The organism is Bremerella sp. P1, assembly GCF_028748185.1.
Classification (GTDB): domain Bacteria; phylum Planctomycetota; class Planctomycetia; order Pirellulales; family Pirellulaceae; genus Bremerella.
Window position 1 is genome coordinate 3,769,452 of sequence record NZ_CP118164.1, and the last position, 20,623, is coordinate 3,790,074.

Genomic DNA, 20,623 nt, shown 5'->3' on the forward strand with positions numbered 1-20,623 from the left:
AAGAGGTTACGGTTCTTAAGCGAGATAGCTCAAGCGGTCTCGATAAGATCATCGCAATCGCTTGAGCTTACGGAAAGTTCGCGGCCTAAGATACGCGAACCCGCGACGCTTCTGGGAATCATTTCTTCTTACGGCCACCACCCCATGTAGGGGCAGGGAAGTCCTTCTTCCACTGTTGGTACATCGTTTCCATCTTCTTGACTTGGTCTGGATGCTGGGCGGCGATGTTGATCTTTTCCTCGGCGTCCTCGCTCAGGTCGTAAAGTTCTGGTTTGCCGGAACCGCCATTGGCGACGACCAGTTTCAGGTTGCCCTCGCGGACAGCCCAATTGGCACCGCTTTTCCAGAACAGCGTGTCATGCGGTGCCGTTTGGGTTTTACCGGTCAAAAATGGAGTCAGGTCGGTGCCATCCAGCGGCAGGCCCGGCGACTGGGAAACGCCAGCGGCTTTCATGACTGTGGGGAAGATGTCCAGCGCGATGACTGGTTCGTCGATGACCTTGCCTCGCGGGAGCTTGGCGGGCCACTGCATGACAAAGGGAACACGGATGCCCCCTTCCCAGGCCGAACCTTTCTTACCACGCAGGGGCGTATTGTCATGCCCGGTCGCGCCGCCGTTGTCGTTCAGGAAGATGACAATGGTGTTGTCCTTGATGCCTTGCTGGTCGATCGCGTCCAGGACCGTTCCCACGGCGCGATCGAGGGCGATCGTCATCGCTCGGTGCTTGGCCTGTCGGGTATCTTCCCCGAGGGAAGCGAGATCGGATTGAAGAACATGATTCGGCGTATGAATCGCGTTGAAGGCAACGTACATGAACACCGGGCGATCTTCGCTCTTGGAAATGTAGTCCGCTGCAGCGATTGCCAATTCATCGGTCATGTATTCGAAGCTTTCGGGCCGCACTGGCTCGCGATCACGCAGTAGCTGGTTCAGACGCGTCGGCTTTTCAAGCGGGAAGTAGCTTCGGGCCCCTTGCAGAAAGCCATAGAAATCGGTGAAGCCTCGTTCCATGGGATGGAATTTGGGAGCATACCCAAGGTGCCATTTCCCCAGGGCAATCGTTTGGTAGCCGGCCTGCTTCATCACGTCCGCGATGGTCGTTTCTTCAAGGGGCAGACCATTCGAGTCGCTATATACGGGTGGGATGTTGAACTCGTGTCCAAAACGATTCTGATACCGGCCGGTGAGAAGCCCTGCACGCGATGGACTGCAGACGGTACCAGAGACATAGCCGTTAGTGAAGCGAACCCCGTTGGCCGCGATCGAGTTGATGCGTGGTGTGGGAAAGAGTTCGGCCCCATGCAGGGAGAATTCGTTGTAGCCTGCATCATCCGAGAAAAGGATGACCACGTTCGGTTTTGCAGGATCTTTGCTCGCAGCCGATACATTCGTGGCAAGAAGACCAATAGCCACGAACAACGTGGCGGCGATATAGGTTCTGATGGGAGTTTTCATGAGGGGAATTCTCGTTACCAAGCGGCCAGGGAGAAAAGTGGATGGTTAAGCGATAAGGATTTTGAGTCTTCAGCCAAGAGAGCCATAATCTGACTTGGCCTGTGAAAAGATTACTCTTCCAAGGCTTTGGCAGCAAAGCCATACATGGCGTATCGCACGCTGCGGGACCGGTTGTGATTGCCGCCGAGGGTGACGGTGCCAGCAGGGACGTCACGCTGCCAGACTTCATATTCGACATAGATGTCTTCCCCGTCCGATACTTCAATACTCGAAATAATATCATTGGAAGGAGCCCACGGACCGCTTCTTAGCTTCATGTCCGTCTTTTGAAAATCCTGGGTTAGCCAGTCAGGCGCTTTCAAGCGTGCATCGTGCCAAGCAAACAAGCGACTGGGGACGGCAAGCTCGACGTAGTATTCGAGGTTGGGATGATATCGGTCTTGGGAATACATCACAACGACATCGGCACCACGCATGGGAACCGGGAAACGCTTTCCCTCCAAGGGACGCCACTTCGGAAGTCCAAGGCCCACGTAGCTCTTGGTCGGTGGTCCCAATCCTCCGACACGCACACTGTAACAGCGATTCTTTCGTTTGTGTTTTCCGTTGTCGGTAATATCGACGATCACCGGGACAGGATCTTTGTTGCCGGCGAGAACTTCGTTGCGATCCCCTCGTACGACAACGCTCGTTAGTCGTTGGGAACCGCTTCCCTTGTCGACTCGAATCGCTTCGCCTTCTTTCAGGTTCGCGATCGGACTGGAAGGTTTCGACTTCTTAGGCGGTGAATGAACATCGACTGCCCCCTCAAAGACTACCACGTCGGTCTCGCCAGAGTCCCGAACGGAAACACCGAATCGTGTTCCCAGATCGACAATCTGCGCTTCGGCGGTTTCTACCTGAAATCCGACTGCGTCATCTCCAACGTCGACGGTGATGCTACCGTGAGTGACACGCAGAAACATGTCACTCACAAGCTCGAACTTGACGGGACCAATCGCTTCGACTTCTGCCCCAGAATCGAGACGGAACCTCAAGGAGCCTTCATTGAACTCGATCAGATTGCGATGGATGCGGGTTCCCTTGGCCAGTTCCGAGTCGGTTGCGGAGATCACAACCAGCGGAACGCCACTGGATGACGATAACCACCACCCGGTAAGACCTGCGGCCAGGAGGAGTAGTGAGAGGGCCATGCTGAGAAACGGGACATTCCAGGACCGAGGTGCCACGGGTGCATCAGGTTTCGCCGAAATGACCAATGACTCATCGACCGCGGCACGGCCGTGTTGCCACGTCAGGTAGGCATGAATCTTCATCTGCTCGCGATAGGCATGACGCGACTCGGGATCGTCTCGGAGGGTCTCCTGAAATTCGGCAACTTCAGCTTCGGTTGCGTGGCCTTCGAGTACCGCGTTGCAAAGTGCGACGAACTTGCTTTTATCACTCATTCGTAGGCCTCCCGACGAAGGGCCAATTCGATGCAATCCGCCAGTGACTTGCGGACGCGATAAAACAGTGCCGACATCGCATTTTCGGTACGGCATTGACGCGCGGCGATATCTTGCACGGCTTCGCCGCGACCGTAACGGGCGTCGAGCAGATCGCGCTGCTGTTGGGGCAGTTTATCAAGGCATCCTTCGAGAGCGACAAGTTGTTGAGTCGAGTCGCCGGCGGTGCCTTCCCAGTCGGAAGCGATGAGGGCAACCAGTTCATCGTCGAGGACAATTCGCGACCGAGATTGCTTCTTTCGCCAGGCCATGACTTCGAATCGTGCAAAGACGTACGCCCAGCGAAGAAACGGTTGCGCGGGATCGTAGTCGCTTGCCTTGTTGCAAAGTTTTAGGTTGGTCTCTTGCAGCACGTCGTTAGCCTCAGAAACGCCACCCATTAGGGAAGCAATAAACGCATACAAGGCACTCTGACTGGCAATCAGGTGTTGGGCAAAGTCGGGGGAAATCCCGGAAGCTTCCGAGGTTGAAGGCGAGATCGATTCCATAGCAATTACTTTCAGCCCAGAGAAACCATATCTGACGCCAAAAAATTAGCCCAACAATGATTGTAATCCCGTGAAGCATTCTCTGCGGAAACGCTTGTTCATCACTCATCGTTGATGTGGTGAAATGTGCGTGAATAATCCTCGATTTGTGGTTTTCTTGTTGTGAGACCGTTATCTTGATGGTTGATAACTCGGAAGTGGCAGTTTTATGTCACTTTGACATCTCTTCGCCGTGATTTCGGAAGCACTGCTCTATCTTGCATTGGCTAGGTACGTCATGAAACGCTTATTCTCGGGTCTTTTGGTGGCCCTGCTGCTGTGCGGGCCAGGTTGGTCTCAAGATTCCACTCCGTCGGCTCCTGCTGACGAAGAGAAAGTGAAGGAGGTACAGGAAGACGCTTCACCTGCGTCTGCCGAAGAAGTTCCAGACGTGGGGGAGGCCATCGTTGAAATTGAGTTGGTCCTGACCGAAGACGAAGCCGCGATCTTGGCGGCAGTCGACTCGTACGCCGAGGCATTCAATAAGGGAGATGCCAAGGCCTTAGCAGGGCATTGGACCGAAAATGGTGAGTTTGTCACTCCAGCAGGCAATGTCCTGAAGGGACGTAAGGCCTTGGAAGAAGATTTCACGGCGTACTTCGCGGAGAATTCTGGAGTGAAGTTGGAGTTGATTGAGACGCAGATCAAGATGCTTTCTCCTCACGTGGCTTCCGAAACGGGCATTGCCCGGGTGATTCTCGAAGGCGAGGCTCCCAGCGAGACGAGTTACGAGGCCATTCACGTAAAATCAGCGGAGGGATGGCGGATTGATAGTGTTAAGGAAGACGCCCCTCGCGAGACCCCACCGACCCACTACCAAAAGCTTCAGGCCCTCGAGTGGATGATTGGAACATGGGTCGACAACGCCGAAGAAGGCATAACGATCGAAACCACCGGTCGCTGGACAACAAACAGTAACTTCATCGTCCGTACATTCCGCGTGTTCATTCAGGATCGAGTCGACTTCGAGGGGACCCAGGTCGTTGGTTGGGACCCGAGTATCGGCGCAATTCGTTCGTGGACGTTCGATTCCGATGGTGGTTTTGGCGTCGGTCGCTGGTCGAATTCCGGCAGTCGTTGGACGGTCCAGGCACTGAATGTCCTGCCGGACGGCCGCCGAGGATCGTCGACCAATATCTATGACCTTTTGGACGAAAATACGATCGAATTCAAATCGATCGGTCGCCAAGTCGATGGGGAACTACTTCCCAGTATCGACACGTTCACGATTGTACGAGCCGCCGAATAAACCAACTCAAAACGCATACTCAACGTGCAAGGATAGTCTCATGAAAATGAAAGTAACGACACTCGTTGTAGCGGTCATGATTGGTTCGCTCGTCGTTGGTGACGCCTACGCTCGCGGTGGTCGTGGCGGCGGCGGTGGTGGAGGAAGATCGATCGGTGGAGGTGGCGGAGGAGGACGCTCGATATCTCGGCCAAGTGGCGGTAGCCGTACCCCATCGATGAGCCGACCTTCAGTTAGCCGGCCCTCGCCATCGGCGAGCCGCCCTTCCGTGAGTCGCCCCTCACCATCAGTAAGTCGTCCCTCGACAAGCCGGCCGTCGACCAGTCGCCCATCGATTAGTACGCCTTCGGTCAATCGACCGACTTCGAGCCGACCGACAATTAGTCGTCCGACCACCGGAAGTAAGCCAAGCGTCTCGCGCCCATCGACCGGGGGAACGACACGGCCGAGCATCTCCCGCCCATCGACTGGGGGAACGACACGGCCGAGCATTACCACGCCTGGAAGTGGTTCCAGCAACAATCGTCCTGGCATCACACGTCCCGGTAGCGGAGACAGTGGAAACCGCCCAGGTATCACGCGTCCTGGTAGCGGCGATAGCGGGAACCGCCCAGGGATCACTCGTCCTGGAAGTGGTGATGGCAATCGCCCGAACTTCAATCGTCCGAGCACCGGTGATCGGCCGAACTTTACTCGTCCTGGTGGCGGGGACTCAGGCTTTTCACGTCCCAGCAATAACGATTTGAAAGACTTTCTCAACTTGCCTGGTAAGCCTGGTGATGGTGGTTTCCCCAATCGTCCCGGTACAGGTGGTGAGGGTGGCTTGCCTAATCGTCCTGGTACTGGCGATGGAGATCGTTTTCCGAATCGCCCCGGTACAGGTGACGGGGACCGTTTCCCTAACCGTCCTGGCACAGGTGATGGCGATCGCTTCCCGAATCGCCCCGGAAGTGGTGACGGCGTCAATATTGGCGGTGGCGACAAGATCAATATTGGTGGCGGTGACAAAATCAACATCGGTGGTGGTGACCGCAACAACATCAACTTGAATATCAATAATCGCGAAAACAACATCAACAACATCCGCAACAAGTGGGCAGATCTCGACTATAACCGTCGTCCCTTCAACAAGGATTGGTGGGATGGTGGACATCATCATCACGATCATGGTTGGCATTGGCACAACCACTGGAATCGATATCCCAGTGGTTGGTGCTGGCGACCGGCAGCCTGGGCGACTTTCGGGACCTGGTTTACCTGGGCAGCGTGGCCGCAGCCGTACACGTATGACTATGGGACTACCGTGGTCTATCGTGACAACTACGTCTACGTGAACGATCAGCAATACGCCTCGGCCGATCAGTACTACAACCAGGCGGTCACGATTGCCGAAAGTGTTCCTGAGGATTTGAATGAAGAAACGGTCGAGTGGATGCCACTAGGCGTCTTCGCTATCGCGGAAGAATCGGCAACTGATTCCGGCATGATGGTGCAATTGGCCGTCAGTAAAGAAGGAATCATCGCAGGCACTTTCTATAACGATATCACTGGCGAAGATCGACCGCTTCAGGGAATGGTCGATCAGAAGACGCAGCGGGCTGCCTGGCAGTTTGCAGACGGCAAGAACCAGGACATTGTCATGGAAACGGGGATCTATAATTTGACGAAGGACGAAGCAACCGCTTTGGTCCATTTCGGCGAACAAGAGACCCAGACCTGGTTGATGGTCCGACTGCCACAGCCGGAAGAAGATAGTACCCAACCGGCTCAGTAGTTAGGTTGGTGCCAATTAGCCAAAAAGAAAAGGCGACCCACACGGGTCGCCTTTTTTCGTGATTCCCATTGGCAATCAGGCGTGACTTACTTCGACGAAGCGGAAGCCAGGACGGGATCGTTGATCGCCTTCATGTTGTCGAGAATCTTTGCGTCGAGCTCTTTGATGATTGCCTTAACTTCAGGCGAATCGGAGTTGATCAGGTTGTTCGCCTCTGCCGGATCATCGGTCAGGTGGTAGAGTTCATCGCGACCTTCATTCAAGAAGTCGCGAATTAATTTCCACTCAGGCGTGCGAATCATTCGCATGTGAGTGTGCGACTGATGCTTAGTGCTGTACTCGGCGTAGAATTCATTGTCCCAGTCGATATCCTTTCCTTGGAGGATCGGAACGATGCTCTTGCCGTGGACTTTCACGTCCGATGGCATCTCAACTCCGGCCATCTCCAGCAGCGTCGGAAACCAATCGAGATTGGAGACCGTCTGTTCAATTCGGATGCCTGGCTTAACCGTACCGGGCCAGCGAATGATAGTAGGAATTCGGATTGAATTGTCATACATATTAGGACGCTGACCGTTGGGAATATTCTCGGTCGCCTTTGGGTTCTTGGTTAGTACCCAGTGCCCGTTTCCCTTGTGCCAGATTCCGTTGTGTCCCATGTTGTAGCCGTGATCGCTGGAAAAGATGACGATCGTGTTTTCGTCGAGGCCTTTATCCTTCAGCAGTTGCAAGATACGACCAACATTGCGATCAACCCCGGCGACACTTGCCAGGTACTCACGCGTCATGCGTTTTACGCGAGGGACGTCCAGGTTCGGGTAATCGGGATTTGGAATCGTTGGATCCAGTTCGGCAAACGGGGCCCAATCTTCCTCGGCGACAGGAAGCCATCGGGTATGGGGAGCACGATAGTGCAGCGACAAGCAAAACGGTTTGTCGGATGGGGCGCTCTTGAGGAATTCGAGAGCGTAGTCCGTCAGGATGTCGGTGGTTAGACCTTCCATCTTTTCGTTCTTGCCATCCTTTTCCAGGGTAGGATCCTTCGTCGGTGCGCCACCGGTGCGGAAGCCCATGAAGTAGTCGTAGCCAAACTTGGTGGGATGCATCGAATCCGGCGTTCCCAAGTGCCACTTGCCGACCAGGCCGGTGTGGTACCCAGCCTTCTGCAGGAGCTGAACCCAGGTCGTCGTATCCGTGGGAAGGCCGAGTTTTGGTTCGCGTTGCGGGTGAATCCAGTCGGTGATTCCCAGTTCCGAGCCATATCGCCCAGAAATCAACGATGCCCGCGACGGACTGCAAACAGGCGTCACTGTAAACGCGTTGGTCAGGTAAGCGCCTTCTTTGACCAGGGAGTCCATGTTGGGAGTGACCGCGTGAGGATGCCCAGAGGCCTCGAGCGCCCAGGGGGCCTGGTCGTCGGTGAAGAGGAACAGGATGTTCGGTTGCGATTTCTCGACTGCCTGAGAGTAGGTTACGGATATGAGACTTAAGGGAATCACGCAACATGCGAGGAGCGTCTTTGTGATCAAATTCATGATAGACCTTTAAAGACAAGGGGTGATTTCGTGCGAGACGTGGGTCGCCGGCGTAAGCAAATACGCTAAGGTAGGGTAGGAACAATCGTACTCGAAACCCAACTGATTCCCAACTGGTTCTTCGTGAATCCCAAACATACGATTTCGCTGACGACTCTGCAGAAGACGCTTTTGATTACGCTTCATGCCAAGGCGCTAGAAAGTCAGTTCCAGGATTCCATCTTGAATGATCACTATGCGGCGAGGGCCGCGGAGCAGATCGATTTCAACTTCTCTAGGTTTAGGCTCTCGCATAACGCGATTGTTGCGTTGGCAATTCGAGCAAAGGCGCTGGACCTGTGGACGCAAGAATTCCTGCAGGAAAACAGGCAGGCAAATGTCGTTCACCTCGGATGTGGACTCGATAGCCGCCAGGCTCGCTTGAGTCCTGGTGAGGATGTGGCCTGGTGGGAAGTCGACTATCCCGAAGTGGTTTCACTTCGCGAAAAGATCTACGAGGAGCAGCCAGGTTGCCACTTGCTGGGTGCGAACATTCTGGACGACGACTGGTTACAAGCGATCCCTTCCGATGTGCCGACGATCGTGGTAGCCGAAGGCGTTCTGCCCTACTTTTCCGAAGCGAAAGCAACCAGGCTGCTTTCCAATATCGTATCGCACTTCTCTGCCGGACAGATTGCCTTTGACGCCTACAACCGATGGGGTGTGATGTGGTTGAATCAGTTGCCCATCATGCGACAAACGCAAGAGAAGTTGCATTGGGCCGTTGACGATCCCCGGAAACTGGAAGTCGCCGTGCAGCAGTTGAGATTGAAAGAGGAGAACACCAACGGGCTACCAGACTTCGTCAAGCGAGCTGGATTCTGGTCGCGGACCGCATTCCGGCTGAGCCGTGGTATCTCCCCCTTCAAAAGAATGGGGCAGCTACTGCTCTACGACTTCGGAACTTTGTGACCGATCCTGTCTAGGCATCGCGCTGACAAGGCGAGCCACCAACACGGCCAGATAGAATTGGCCTGTGACCGACTGCGTCCACGTTAGCGTCCGAGCCAAGTCGGTCTGCGGAGTGATGTCACCATAGCCAAGGGTCGACATGGTAACAAAGCTGAAGTAAAGCAACGTGGCTAAGGTCGGATGATGCTCAGGCGTTTCGCCAACAGGTGGTGCGGGGATGTCAAAGGGGCTGGCTTGAAAGAATACCAAGCCAGCGTATCCTAGCGCCCACATCAGACCCAACAGAAGATAGACACAAATCGATCCAAGGATCTCGTTGAGAGATACTTCACCTCGGGTGATGATCGATTTGAGCAGAATTACGGCTGTGAAACCGAGAAAAAAGAAACTCGCGACATAACTTAGGGCGGAAGCGCCGTCGCTGGGGAAAAAGAAGGCCCACCAATGAAACGCCAAAGAAACGATTGCGGCAGCCGCGAATAACGAGAGTTTCGTTCGGTGCCTCCAATTAATAATGACCGCGGAGACAAAGACGAGGGTTAAACAACTGAGTTGAATCAAGTCTCCTAGTCGTGTTGTTTCCAAGAGTGGTGCGATGACCACGGCGATGATGAGCGAAGCCAGGAGAATTGAGAATCGAATCTCATCTCCCCTTTCCGCGGATGTCAGTTTCGCGGACATCTCCAGCCCCCACAACTTTTGATTCTAATAACTTACTATCGGCACCCGGCGATTGTAGCGGACGGATCAAACCTCCGCAGCAGGCGGAGTCGATGTGTCTTCTTCTTTCGAGCCTGCCAGGCGTTCGCCCAGTCCACGGAAGATGACGAAGAAGGATGGCACAAAGCCAAGTGAGAAGATCGTAGCCGCGACCATACCTCCGACGACCGCATTACCCACGGCTTGTCGACTTGCTGCCCCGGCTCCCGATGCGATCAACAGAGGCAAAAAGCCCAGGATCGACGAGAAGGCCGTCATGAGAATCGCCCGGAAACGAAGGCTCGCTGCTTCCACAGCCGATTCGAACAGGCCTTTTCCATCACGCCGCTGCTCGGCAGCGAACTCGACAATAAGAATCGCATTCTTACTTGCCAAGGCCACCAGTAGCACCAAGCCGATCTGCGTATAGACGTTGTTGTCAGCCCCCCGCGACAGAAGAGCGATCACGACCCCAAGTGCCGCCAGGGGCACGACCGAGATAACGGCCAGTGGGCTTGTCCAGCTTTCATACTGCGCCGCAAGGACCAAGAATACCAAAAAGATCGAAAGCATCAGGATGAACGTCGGATTCTCGGTAAGGGATTTCGAGTCGCTCAAGAGCTTTTCCTGGTAGGACATGCCTGTCCATTCATACGAAATGGATCGGGGGAACTTGTTGGCAGCCATCTGCTCCATCAAGTTGATCGCTTCGCCAGAGCTGTAACCGGGTGCTGGTTCGCCATTGATTTGAGCGGACGGATAGAGGTTATAACGTTGGATCACCTGGGGGCCCACCGTTCGCTTGACCGTCGTGAAGGTTCCCAGCGGAATCATTTCGCCTTTATCATTTCGGACTTTCAGACGCAGGAGGTCTTCGGGTTTGATTCGAAAATTTTGATCCGCTTGGACACGGACTTGCCAGGTACGGCCAAACCTGTTGAAGTCGTTCACATATGCCGAACCCATAAAGGTCTGCATGGTCTCGAAGACAGAGTTCAAGGGGATACCTAGGTTCTTGACCTTTGTTCGGTCGATGTCGGCATAGAGCTGTGGAACATCAGCGCGGAAGGTTGTATTCACGCGAGTGAGGCCTGACTGGGCATTCCCGTCGCGAACAATTTCGTCGGCGATGTTTTGCAAGGTCGTCATGCCTGCGCCGCCCACGTCTTGAACTTGCATCTGAAAACCACTGGCATTTCCCAGACCGTCAATCGGAGGTGGAGGAAAGACTACCACGTTGGCTTTCTTCAGTTCAGAAAGGCGCTTTTGAAGATTCCCCAGGATGCCTTCCTGGCTTAGTTCTTGCGTTTGACGATCTTCCCAGGGCTCGAATACGATCGCCACGAGCCCGCTATTGGACCCGACGGTCCCGCTTAGAATCGAGTACCCCGAAATGGAGACCCAGTCTGCGACGCCGGGCGTTTCACTGACAATGGTATCAATCTCTTTCAGAACTTCCTCGGTTCGCGCAAGCGAGGCGGCATCGGGAAGTTGAATGTTGGCGAATGCGTAGCCTTGATCTTCCAGTGGCACGAATCCGGTTGGGATCGACTGAAGTCCATACCCGGTGAGTCCCAGCAGTACGAAAAAGAGAATCACAGCGACCGCAATTCTTCGCACCAAGGCTCCGATGATTCCTTTGTAACCGCTAGTCGTATGATCGAAGACATAATTAAATGCGTTAAAGAATCCTCGCAGCAATCCGTTGAGAAACGCGGCACAAAACCAGCCGCCAAGTGCCGCAACGATTGGGGCACCAATGGCAACAGCCCAGGAGGTCATGCCCATCCCCGCTAGGAAGCGATAGGCCAACCAGCAGGCAAAAATTGCCAGGAGAAGGGCAATCACGGTACGAGGTATAAACTCGCCGCGTCGCTTTGTTTCTTCACTTGGTCGAAGGAGTAGCCCGCACAGCGCTGGACTCAAGGAAAGGGCGTTGATCGTACTGATGGCCACCGCGGCTGAGATGGTTAGGGCAAATTGCCGGTACATCTGTCCGACGATTCCACCCATGAATGCTGTTGGAACAAACACGGCCAATAGCACCAACGTGGTGGCAATCACAGGGCCGGTGATTTCATCCATCGCTTTGACCGCTGCCTCTTTCGATGAAAGTCCACTATCGATGTGTCGGGTAGAGTTTTCGACGACGACAATCGCATCGTCCACCACGATCCCAATCGCCAGAACCACGCCGAACAGCGTGAGCATGTTGATCGAGAAACCTAGGCCTGCCATCACCGCAAACGTACCGATCAAAGCCACGGGAATGGCGGCGGTGGGGACCAGGGTAGCTCGCCAATCCTGGAGGAAAATAAAGATCACCAGCACGACTAGAAGCACGGCAACAAATAGCGTGGAGTACACTTCGGCAATCGAGGCTTCCACAAATCGTGTGGTGTCGAAGGGAATCGCGTACGTCACGCCTTCCGGGAAATTGACAGCCATTTCGTCCATCTTGGCTTTGATATTCGCGGAAAGCTCTAACGCATTCGCTCCTGGCAGTTGATACACTGAGATGGCCGTACATGGGGTACCGTTCGTGGTTGCCTGGTAGTTGTAGGTCTTCGCACCAAGTTCCACCGTCGCGACATCTCGGAGCCGGGTAATCCCTGACCCTTGACCGCCGGTTTTGATGATTAGATCCCCAAACTCCGAAGCTTCCTCTAAGCGACCCTTAGTATTGATCACCATTTGAAAGGCCGTATTGTCCGAGGTGGGCGGCTCACCAACGCGACCAGCGGCCACTTGAACATTCTGTTCTCGAATGGAAGCCAGGACATCCGCGGTTGTCAGATTTCTGGCGTCCAACTTCGTTGGATCCAGCCAGACACGCATGCTGTAGTCGGCCGCACCAAAGATGCTGAGCGAGCCAACGCCTTTGATTCGGCCTAACTGGTCTCGAAGATTGATCGTTGCATAGTTACTCAGGTACAGGCTGTCATGCGAGGGGTTTTCGGAAGTGATCGTGATGAACTGCACGATTTGCGTAGACTGCTTCTTGGTGGTGACCCCTTGACGCCTGACGTCTTCAGGCAACTTGGAATTGGCGATGGCAACGCGGTTTTGCACCAACACCGTCGCCATGTCCATGTCGGTGCCGGTTTCAAACGTTACGTTCAGCGTGTAGGAGCCGTCATCCGCACAACTGGAAGACATGTACAACATGTCTTCCACACCATTGACCTCTTGTTCGATCGGGGCCGCAACCGTTTCAGCAATCACCCGTGGATTCGCACCCGGATAAAAGGCGGTGACTTGAACGGTGGGTGGTGTGATTTGGGGAAACTTGGCAACCGGAAGCGTCGTTTGCGCCACAGCACCGGCCAGTACGATCACGATCGAAATGACGGTTGCGAAGATCGGACGATAGATGAAGAAACGAGACATGCGTCGACCGCTCGGTTAGTAGTGTTTGACAATTAGGACGAGGGTTGGGCTTCCGCTGGATCAGCCGTTTCCGGCTTGGGCGGAGTCTCTTCCGGCGCAGTGGACTCTTCAGCATCCTCGGTAGGCTGAGTATCGATTGGATTCAACAGCGATTCATCCATTGTTAGCGGTACATCTTTGGGAGCAACAATCGCTCCTGGTCGCGATCGCTGGACACCTTCAACGACAATTCGATCGTCAGGATTTAGCCCCTTGGTGACGACAACCATTGGGCCGAACTTGTTTCCCAGCGTGATGTCGCGGCGCTGGACAACGTTTTCTTTATCGACGACTAGCAGATAGGAGCCTGCCTGATCAAATCCCGTTGCACTTTCAGGAACGAGTAAAGCGTCTTTCTTTTGCTCGATGGGAGCACGAACTCGGACATACAAACCTGGAACAATTTTGAGATCCGGGTTAGGGAAAATCCCACGCACGGCAAATGTACCGGTGCTCTCATCGACGGCCAGATCGGCAAAGTTAAAACTGCCTACAAATGGAAACGTCGTGTCGGTTGCTCGAGCAAGATACAGAGGAACTTCGTCTCCATGGTCCTTTCGTTCTTTACGATCTTCTTTATCCAGGAACTCCAGGTAGGCACGTTCGCTAATCGAAAAGTTCGCGTAGATCTCGTCGTACGAGATGACTGTCGTAAGATGGGTAGATGGCTGGCCCGTCACGAGATTTCCCCGCTTGACCAGTGCCTTGCCGACTTGTCCCTTGATGGGGGAGCGGACTTCTGTGTAGTCCAGGTCCAACTGAGCATCGTCGAGTCGCGCCTCGGCAGCTAAAACGGCTGCCTCAGAGCCGTCCCACTCCGCTTTCGCCGCAACCAAGTTGGTTTCAGGTGTTGCCTTCTTGTCGAACAACTCTTTTTGGCGATTGTACTCGATCTCGGCTTTCGCACGTTCGACCTTCTTGGCTTCAAGCTCAGCACTGGCCGAATCTCGGGCGGCCACATAACGTCGGCGTTCCAATTTGAAAAGAACCTGGTACTCTTCCACCTCGTCGTTTGGCTCGAACAAGACTTCTTCAATAATCCCTTCCACGCGGGCATTGATCTCGACACGTTCGACTGCTTCGGTGGTACCCGTTTCCTCCATATAGATCGTCACGTCGCGCACCAACGGCAGGGCGACGTTGACTTCAGGTGGAGGCGGCGCCTGATACTCGTTGGGAGCATTGCATCCCAACAAAGTCAGAATGAGCAGTGCAAGTGTAGAACTGCACCCAAGTAGACGAGAACACGCTAAAGCATGTCGCGCTATCATAAGAATCCCCGATCAAGTTTTGGGTGGCTTGCGACTAGAATTCGACGCCGTACTTCTGCGTCATGTGACGACGAATGTCTGCGGTTGCGTTATCAATGTCACGCATGACATCGTTAGCGGACTTGGCCCCTTTGATTTGCTCTTCCATGCGGACATTCGACATCTTCGAACCAGTACGCTGCCAGTTGGGCGTGGCCTCCCAGCCATTCCAGCTGTACTGCCCGGTCCAGTTGGCACCAATCGGCGTCGAGTAGGTCGTCACGTCGTACTGCTCAGGCACCTCGTTCTGTCGAATTCGGCTACGAGCCGCAGCACTGGTGACGTCCGATTGGCCAGTCCGCAGACTTTCCGAGACGTACCCACCATAGCTTAAGAGATCTGGATCGACGTTGGCAATCGGCAGGCGATCGATCTTACGAGCATACTTGTCAAACCAAACGGCGATTTGGCCCATGGTTTGACGTCCCTTCTTTTTGATACGTAGCTCATCGAGCAGGGAAACCACCGACTTGTAATAGATTTGCGAGGCCGCGATGGTTAGATCTTTCTGCTGATCGGCTTCCGACTCTTCACCCGTCGTGGCAGCTTTTGCCTTGGCGTCCTGAAGCGAAGGGGGCGCATCGATCAGACTGAAGATACGACGCAGTCCACTCGCATAAAGTGGCCCCGTGAGCTGAACACGATTTCCACTGACGGTTACATCCCACGATTCGATTTCGTCGATCATCATTCCCTGCCGGCCGAGGATCTCAAGCAGCAGCGGTTTGGCAAAGTCCTTGAGAACGGAAACGTCTTCGCTGAAGTCAACCTTCACGGCACCCGTCATCGTTTGTTGAACGGTCACTCCCAGCGAGATACCGCGAATGCTGGCCAAGACCTTGGCAACTTGATCCAAGTCGACTTGTTTGCCCTTCAGCGTTTCCAGCGAATCGAGTCGACTGCGAGCCATTTGAGGAGAAACAACATTCGTTAAATCAAGTGCGACGATAATCGGTGAGCCTGCGTCGGCGAATGTTTGCGCTTCGGCAAGATAGTCGCTCAGGCCACGAAGAGAGTTGTCGTAGTACCGCGTGATCCAACGGGCCACGTCCTGGCGAGTGGCAGGCGTGCCGAAGCCGACAACATTTTCCATGAACTTAACCACATAGATGTCGCCCGGCAGAACCGCGACAGGACGCTCGGAGATGTAGTCAGTCGTTCCTTGATAGCGAACAGCGACTTTGGGCAGCGAAGGATCGTACTTCAACTCCATCAGGCCAACTTGCCATTCCGGATGCTTGGTATCGAGGTCGAGCTTTGCCGCGGCGACGAAATTGTTGGCTTGCGGTGGAATCGTTTCGATACCAGCCTCGAACGCCTCTTCCTGCTTTTCTCGCCAGTTATGGGCTTTACCGAGAGGGCTGTTTTGCAGCTTGTTAACATCCACGAAGAAAATGGCATTTGCCCCGTCTGGGATGCGTTTGGTGAGTTCACGGAACTGGGCGAAGCCCGAACTTGGATGAGAAGTCAGGATGATGATACCAATACATCCACAGAGAAGTGCCCGGATCATTGATGTGGCTCCTAGGTGGTCGTCTTCAGCGACAAGCAAATACTGGAAAAGGCGTAATTCCTTCACTTTACCATCCCGGATTGCGAGAAACCACGGTTATTGAGCATGCACCGAAGAAGAATCAGTGAAGAAGTTTTTCGCACTTCTTGATCAGCATCAAAGCCAGATCTGTACAATTTCCTCGACCTGGTCTCCATCGAGGGTCTCGTGGGCCACAAGATCGTCGACAATCGCCGCGAGAGCCGCCCAGTGGTGATCCTGCGAAAGTAGCGAGTAGAGATCCTTGGTCGCTCGTTCGAGAAAGGTTACTCGCTTCTGTCGGTCCGAAATGAACTGGGTAGCCGACTGCCAGGCAGCCTGCCAGTCGGCGGCCCACTCGCCAACAAACCCCGGATGATAGGGCTCGCCCGTGTGAATCATCTCCGCCACGGGACCGGCCAGGGCAACCATCACCATCTTCTGGTGCAGCTCTCGGGGAGTGAACCGGTCGATTGGCCACTCGACCTGAATCTCGGCAAATCGGTCCGGGCCGTCATCCCACTCGGGGATTAACGAGACGTGCCGTATGCGGGCTCCCACAAGAATAGCTAGTAAGGCGTGTCCGGCTTCATGATAAGCATTGATCTCTTCCATGGATTCGTATTGTAAGAATTCGGGACCGTCGTGGCTGGCAATGTGAGACCAATTACAAAAACTTTCCCACGCGGCGAGCGACGAACGCAGGATTTGAGCAGAGCAGAATAGATAACCGTCACAACCGGAACGCGATAGACGGACAATTCCTGCCGTTCGCGGAAATTCATTTCAGTTTGAGTTGCGAGGGGGGGAAGTGATCACAAGTTTGTAGTATGCCCCCTTGTCACTCAACTCATCCGGCTCGGCGCCAAGTGACAATAAGCCAAGGACCAACGCTATGCACTTCGGACTCTACCTGCTCCGCAAGGAATGTATCACCGGACCTCAGTTCATCCAGGCTGTTTCGCGACAGCTGGAAACTCGGCCGCAGATCGGTTCGTTGGCGATTGCGACTCGGCGGCTGACCATGCGCGATGTGTTCCGCATTTTGAGTCTTCAAAGCGTGTCGAACGAACCGTTTGGTCAGTTGGCAATTCAATTGGGGATTCTTACCGAAGTCGATATTCGCGATCTGCTGGCGCTTCAGATCGAACGCACAATTCCTCTGGCGCAGGTTCTGGTCGATATCGGAGCCATCGAATCCTACCAGTTGGAAACCGAGTTGCAGTTGTTTCGGACGGCCATGTCAGAAGGCCGTTTATCGGAACATGGCGCCGTAAATCTCGATATCGACGCCATTGAAGCGGCATTTGCCACCTTTGAGGTGACCGCCTAGTTCGAGGGTACTGGTTCTTCGAAGCTGGCTTTCTTTCAGCGAAACGCACCTTTCTTGTAATCGGCAAAACCCGCAAAAGCTGGTTGCGCGTACCCGTATTTGGCTTCGCAATTAATGCGCGATTTCTCACTTACGCGCTCAGGCGACCTACATCTTTGCAACCGAATTCCCGTACGTATGGAGAGGAACGCATATGCCGTTCGATGACCCTGCACTTTTAGCTGAGTTTGTAACCGAGTCGCGAGAACATCTCGCCGATGTCGAGGGGCAGTTGCTCGAGATCGAAGCCAATGGGGCCAATATTGATGTTGACCTGGTCAACAAGGTCTTCCGGGCCATTCATTCGATCAAAGGTGCTGCTGGGTTTATGGGGCTCGTCCGAGTGAACGAGTTAGCCCATGCACTGGAAAACGTCCTTGGCAAGATGCGAACTGAGGAATTGACTCCCAATTCGCAGATTGTTGACGTTATGTTGAAAGCGGCCGATGCATTGTCTGGCCTGATCAACGACATCGAGAACTCGAATAGTGTTGACGTCTCAGCTCATATCACGTTGCTAAATGAGATCTTCGAGGGATCAGAGAATTCCTCGCCCGCCACGCCTTCCCCGGCTGACCAACCGGCTGAAGAAGTTGAGCCAGAACCGGTGGCCGTCGCTCCGACTTTCGCTGCAAAGAGCACGCCTGCCGAAGAGCAGTCGGATGCCAAGGAAGCAGCCGTCGCTCAGCGTGCACCGGCATCGCCTCAAGTCGAATCGAGCATTCGTGTACAGGTCGGCGTTCTGGATCGCTTGATGAACCTGGCTGGTGAACTGGTGTTGGGCCGAAACCAGCTTCTGCAAACCGTGAACAATGCTGACGGAACAAGCATGCAAGCGGTTGCCGCTCGCCTGGATCAAGTGACCAGCGAGTTGCAGGAAGCCATCATGCAGACGCGTATGCAGCCCATCGGCAATGTCTTCAACAAGTTTCCGCGAGTCGTTCGCGATCTGTCGGCCAAGCTGGGCAAGCAGTGTAACGTCGTCATGGAAGGTGGCGAGGTCGAAGTCGATAAGACCATTATCGAAGCCATTGGCGATCCATTGACGCACATGGTTCGCAACTCGGTCGATCACGGCATCGAGATGCCTGAACAGCGGATGGCCAGTCAGAAAGAGCCAACTGGTACGGTTACGCTCCGAGCCTATCATCAGGCCGGTAAGGTCCGCATCGACATCTGCGACGATGGCGGCGGTATCGATACCAAGCGACTTAAAGGCAAAGCAGTCGACAAAGGGATTATCTCGAAGGAACGTGCTGACCAGATGTCGGATCGTGATGCCGTGTGGCTCATCTTCCATCCTGGTTTCTCGACCGCCGAGAAAATCAGCGATGTGAGCGGCCGTGGCGTGGGAATGGATGTGGTTCGTACCAACATCGAAAAGATCGGTGGTTCAGTCGACATCGAATCGACGCTCGGTCAAGGCACATCTGTTCAGATCACGTTGCCGCTGACTCTGGCCATCATTCCTTCGATGCTGATTCGCAGCTGCAATCGCCGCTTCGCGATTCCGCAAGTCAACATTGTCGAACTGGTCCGCGTCCGAGCAAGCGAATCTTCGCAGCGTATCAGCAAGGTTAAGGGTGCCCGCGTCTTACGATTGCGGGGATCGTTGTTGCCGCTGGTCGATCTCGATCAGGCGTTGAGCTTTGATCACGCCAGCGAAGCGAATGACAAAGAGGGAGCACGTCAAATCGTTGTCGTCGAGAGTGGTCAATTCCGATACGGATTGATCGTCGATGAGATTGACGACTCGGAAGAAATCGTCGTCAAGCCGCTGGGGCGTCATCTCAAGTCGTGCGGTTGCCTGGCAGGTGCGACGATTCTCGGAGACGGTCATGTCGCTCCAATTCTCGATGTCTCGGGAATTGCCGCCAAGACCGACCTGCGAACCCACGAGCAGGAAAACAGCAACGAAAACCACTTCGATGATGCATCGCAATCGAGCGAACGTCAGTCGCTGCTCATGTTCACGAACGATCCGGACGAACGGTTCGCTGTTCCGATGAGCCTGATCTCGCGTATTGAACGTATTCGTACCGAGCAAATCGACATGGTTGGTGGACAGGAACTCCTGCAATACCGAGGAACATCCTTACCGCTGTTGACCATTGAACACCATATTCAGGCCAAGACACGACCTGAGATGGATTTCATCCACGTCGTCGTGTTCCAAATTCACGGTCGTGAAGTCGGGTTGATTGCCGCAGAGCTGAACGACATTCGAGAAGTGGCTGCCGAGATCGACGGAAATACCTTCCGAGAACCTGGCATCGCCGGATCGATTGTGGTCGATGAGAAGACGATTCGGATCGTCGACCTTTACGAACTGGCCTTCTCGGCCCATCCGAAGTGGTTCGAGGACAAGCCAAAGGTCGCCGTGAATGACGAATCGTCGTTCCAGATCCTGCTGGCCGAAGACTCCTCCTTCTTCCGCAAACAGGCCAAAGAATACCTGGAAAGCGAAGGCTTTGACATTGTCGAAGCGGAAGATGGTGCCCAGGCCTGGGAGCTTCTCAAGTCAGGTGAACATCAGATCGATCTGGTCATTACCGATATCGAAATGCCATTCATGAATGGCTTCGAGCTGACCAGAACGATTAAGGCGGATCCGGATACTTGTCATCTGCCTGTCATCGCGTTGACCTCGTTGGCCAGCGATGAAGACCAACGCCGCGGTGTGGAAGCAGGCGTTAACGATTACCAAATCAAAATGGATCGCGAACGTGTCATGTCGGCTGTCTGGCGATTGCTCAGCCCGAAAAAGACCAATCGCAAAGGTTCGCATATCAAGTCTGAAGTGCTGGAAGGATGTTTGTCATGAGTGCCGCCACCCTAACCAAGTCCACCGCGATGGAACTTCAATTTGCCACGTTCTACGTCGGTGAGCTGCTTCTGGCTCTGCCCATCGACTACGTGCAAGAGATCAACCGCAATCTCGAGCTGACGGAAGTTCCGCACGCTCCTGAGCATGTCCGTGGTGTGATCAATCTGCGAGGCGATGTCGCGACGGTCATTGACCTGCGACGAATCCTGGGATTCAGCCTGGCGGAAGTCACGCCACAAAGTCGGAACCTGATCGTTCGATCGGGTGATGAATCGATCGGCCTCTGGGTCGATCGAATCGCCGACATCATTTCCATCACCAGCGACAGTATCACCCCAGCCCCTGCCAATATCTCGGGTGCTGATGGTCGCTTTTTCAAAGGCGTTTACCGAAATGATTCGGAGATCGTCGTGATCCTTGATGTCCAAGAAGTCCTGGATGTGGAATAGTCTTCC

The 20,623-nt window shown here is 54.3% G+C and carries 15 protein-coding genes; 6 read left to right on the top strand and 9 right to left on the bottom strand.

Annotated features, from left to right (window positions below):
- Nucleotides 1-118: 118 nt before the first annotated feature.
- The 3 genes from PSR63_RS15820 to PSR63_RS15830 form a co-directional block, all read right to left on the bottom strand.
- The gene (locus PSR63_RS15820) at nt 119-1,456 is read right to left on the bottom strand and encodes a sulfatase-like hydrolase/transferase (RefSeq protein ID WP_274326647.1); all 1,338 of its coding nucleotides are present in this window, start codon (nt 1,454-1,456) and stop codon (nt 119-121) included.
- A 110-nt stretch (nt 1,457-1,566) separates the two neighbouring features.
- Entirely contained in the window at nt 1,567-2,904 is a 1,338-nt protein-coding gene (locus tag PSR63_RS15825) for a FecR domain-containing protein (protein WP_274326648.1), read from the bottom strand.
- Nucleotides 2,901-3,452, bottom strand: a complete 552-nt coding sequence (locus PSR63_RS15830; RefSeq protein WP_274326649.1) for a sigma-70 family RNA polymerase sigma factor — start codon at nt 3,450-3,452, stop codon at nt 2,901-2,903. Before PSR63_RS15830 ends, PSR63_RS15825 begins: the two co-directional genes overlap by 4 nt.
- A gap of 277 nt (nt 3,453-3,729) precedes the next feature.
- Between PSR63_RS15830 and PSR63_RS15835 the strand changes: the two genes are divergently transcribed.
- Complete coding sequence (locus PSR63_RS15835; protein WP_274326650.1) at nt 3,730-4,740, top strand: YybH family protein; 1,011 nt, start codon at nt 3,730-3,732, stop codon at nt 4,738-4,740.
- A 40-nt stretch (nt 4,741-4,780) separates the two neighbouring features.
- Nucleotides 4,781-6,514, top strand: coding sequence for a hypothetical protein (locus PSR63_RS15840; protein ID WP_274326651.1), 1,734 nt, complete (start codon nt 4,781-4,783; stop codon nt 6,512-6,514).
- Nucleotides 6,515-6,600: 86 nt separating this feature from the next.
- On the opposite strand, the gene PSR63_RS15845 is transcribed toward PSR63_RS15840, so the two are convergent.
- Nucleotides 6,601-8,049, bottom strand: a complete 1,449-nt coding sequence (locus PSR63_RS15845; protein ID WP_274326652.1) for a sulfatase family protein — start codon at nt 8,047-8,049, stop codon at nt 6,601-6,603.
- Between the two features lie 123 nt (nt 8,050-8,172).
- Here PSR63_RS15845 and PSR63_RS15850 point away from each other — a divergent pair, with 123 nt between their 5' ends.
- Nucleotides 8,173-9,000, top strand: a complete 828-nt coding sequence (locus PSR63_RS15850; RefSeq protein WP_274326653.1) for a class I SAM-dependent methyltransferase — start codon at nt 8,173-8,175, stop codon at nt 8,998-9,000.
- Here PSR63_RS15850 and PSR63_RS15855 read toward each other — a convergent pair.
- The 5 genes from PSR63_RS15855 to PSR63_RS15875 all read right to left on the bottom strand — a co-directional run bounded on the left by PSR63_RS15855 (nt 8,971) and on the right by PSR63_RS15875 (nt 16,584).
- The gene (locus PSR63_RS15855; protein ID WP_274326654.1) at nt 8,971-9,681 is read right to left on the bottom strand and encodes a potassium channel family protein; all 711 of its coding nucleotides are present in this window, start codon (nt 9,679-9,681) and stop codon (nt 8,971-8,973) included. The genes PSR63_RS15850 and PSR63_RS15855 overlap by 30 nt on opposite strands.
- A gap of 66 nt (nt 9,682-9,747) precedes the next feature.
- Nucleotides 9,748-13,089, bottom strand: a complete 3,342-nt coding sequence (locus tag PSR63_RS15860; RefSeq protein WP_274326655.1) for an efflux RND transporter permease subunit — start codon at nt 13,087-13,089, stop codon at nt 9,748-9,750.
- 32 nt (nt 13,090-13,121) lie between these two features.
- Entirely contained in the window at nt 13,122-14,243 is a 1,122-nt protein-coding gene (locus PSR63_RS15865) for an efflux RND transporter periplasmic adaptor subunit (protein ID WP_274326656.1), read from the bottom strand.
- Between the two features lie 190 nt (nt 14,244-14,433).
- Nucleotides 14,434-15,951, bottom strand: coding sequence for a hypothetical protein (locus PSR63_RS15870; protein ID WP_274326657.1), 1,518 nt, complete (start codon nt 15,949-15,951; stop codon nt 14,434-14,436).
- A 156-nt stretch (nt 15,952-16,107) separates the two neighbouring features.
- Complete coding sequence (locus PSR63_RS15875; protein ID WP_274326658.1) at nt 16,108-16,584, bottom strand: hypothetical protein; 477 nt, start codon at nt 16,582-16,584, stop codon at nt 16,108-16,110.
- Nucleotides 16,585-16,864: 280 nt separating this feature from the next.
- Here PSR63_RS15875 and PSR63_RS15880 point away from each other — a divergent pair, with 280 nt between their 5' ends.
- From PSR63_RS15880 to PSR63_RS15890, 3 genes are all read left to right on the top strand, one after another.
- Complete coding sequence (locus tag PSR63_RS15880) at nt 16,865-17,302, top strand: hypothetical protein (RefSeq protein ID WP_274326659.1); 438 nt, start codon at nt 16,865-16,867, stop codon at nt 17,300-17,302.
- 193 nt (nt 17,303-17,495) lie between these two features.
- Nucleotides 17,496-20,165 carry a chemotaxis protein CheW gene (locus PSR63_RS15885; RefSeq protein WP_274326660.1) on the top strand — a complete coding sequence of 890 codons (2,670 nt, stop codon included), beginning with the start codon at nt 17,496-17,498 and terminating at the stop codon, nt 20,163-20,165.
- Nucleotides 20,162-20,617: a chemotaxis protein CheW gene (locus tag PSR63_RS15890; protein WP_274326661.1), complete on the top strand. Its 456-nt coding sequence runs from the start codon at nt 20,162-20,164 to the stop codon at nt 20,615-20,617. The genes PSR63_RS15885 and PSR63_RS15890 overlap by 4 nt, the downstream gene beginning before the upstream one ends.
- Nucleotides 20,618-20,623: the final 6 nt, after the last annotated feature.

What these genes read in the sequence shown, in the direction of transcription:
- PSR63_RS15870 (WP_274326657.1), bottom strand. Translation starts at nt 15,951, where the DNA reads ATGATCCGGGCACTTCTCTGTGGATGTATTGGTATCATCATCCTGACT.
- PSR63_RS15885 (WP_274326660.1), top strand. Translation starts at nt 17,496, where the DNA reads ATGCCGTTCGATGACCCTGCACTTTTAGCTGAGTTTGTAACCGAGTCG.
- PSR63_RS15875 (WP_274326658.1), bottom strand. Translation starts at nt 16,584, where the DNA reads ATGGAAGAGATCAATGCTTATCATGAAGCCGGACACGCCTTACTAGCT.
- PSR63_RS15820 (WP_274326647.1), bottom strand. Translation starts at nt 1,456, where the DNA reads ATGAAAACTCCCATCAGAACCTATATCGCCGCCACGTTGTTCGTGGCT.
- PSR63_RS15825 (WP_274326648.1), bottom strand. Translation starts at nt 2,904, where the DNA reads ATGAGTGATAAAAGCAAGTTCGTCGCACTTTGCAACGCGGTACTCGAA.
- PSR63_RS15855 (WP_274326654.1), bottom strand. Translation starts at nt 9,681, where the DNA reads ATGTCCGCGAAACTGACATCCGCGGAAAGGGGAGATGAGATTCGATTC.
- PSR63_RS15890 (WP_274326661.1), top strand. Translation starts at nt 20,162, where the DNA reads ATGAGTGCCGCCACCCTAACCAAGTCCACCGCGATGGAACTTCAATTT.
- PSR63_RS15880 (WP_274326659.1), top strand. Translation starts at nt 16,865, where the DNA reads ATGCACTTCGGACTCTACCTGCTCCGCAAGGAATGTATCACCGGACCT.
- PSR63_RS15845 (WP_274326652.1), bottom strand. Translation starts at nt 8,049, where the DNA reads ATGAATTTGATCACAAAGACGCTCCTCGCATGTTGCGTGATTCCCTTA.
- PSR63_RS15835 (WP_274326650.1), top strand. Translation starts at nt 3,730, where the DNA reads ATGAAACGCTTATTCTCGGGTCTTTTGGTGGCCCTGCTGCTGTGCGGG.
- PSR63_RS15830 (WP_274326649.1), bottom strand. Translation starts at nt 3,452, where the DNA reads ATGGAATCGATCTCGCCTTCAACCTCGGAAGCTTCCGGGATTTCCCCC.
- PSR63_RS15840 (WP_274326651.1), top strand. Translation starts at nt 4,781, where the DNA reads ATGAAAATGAAAGTAACGACACTCGTTGTAGCGGTCATGATTGGTTCG.
- PSR63_RS15860 (WP_274326655.1), bottom strand. Translation starts at nt 13,089, where the DNA reads ATGTCTCGTTTCTTCATCTATCGTCCGATCTTCGCAACCGTCATTTCG.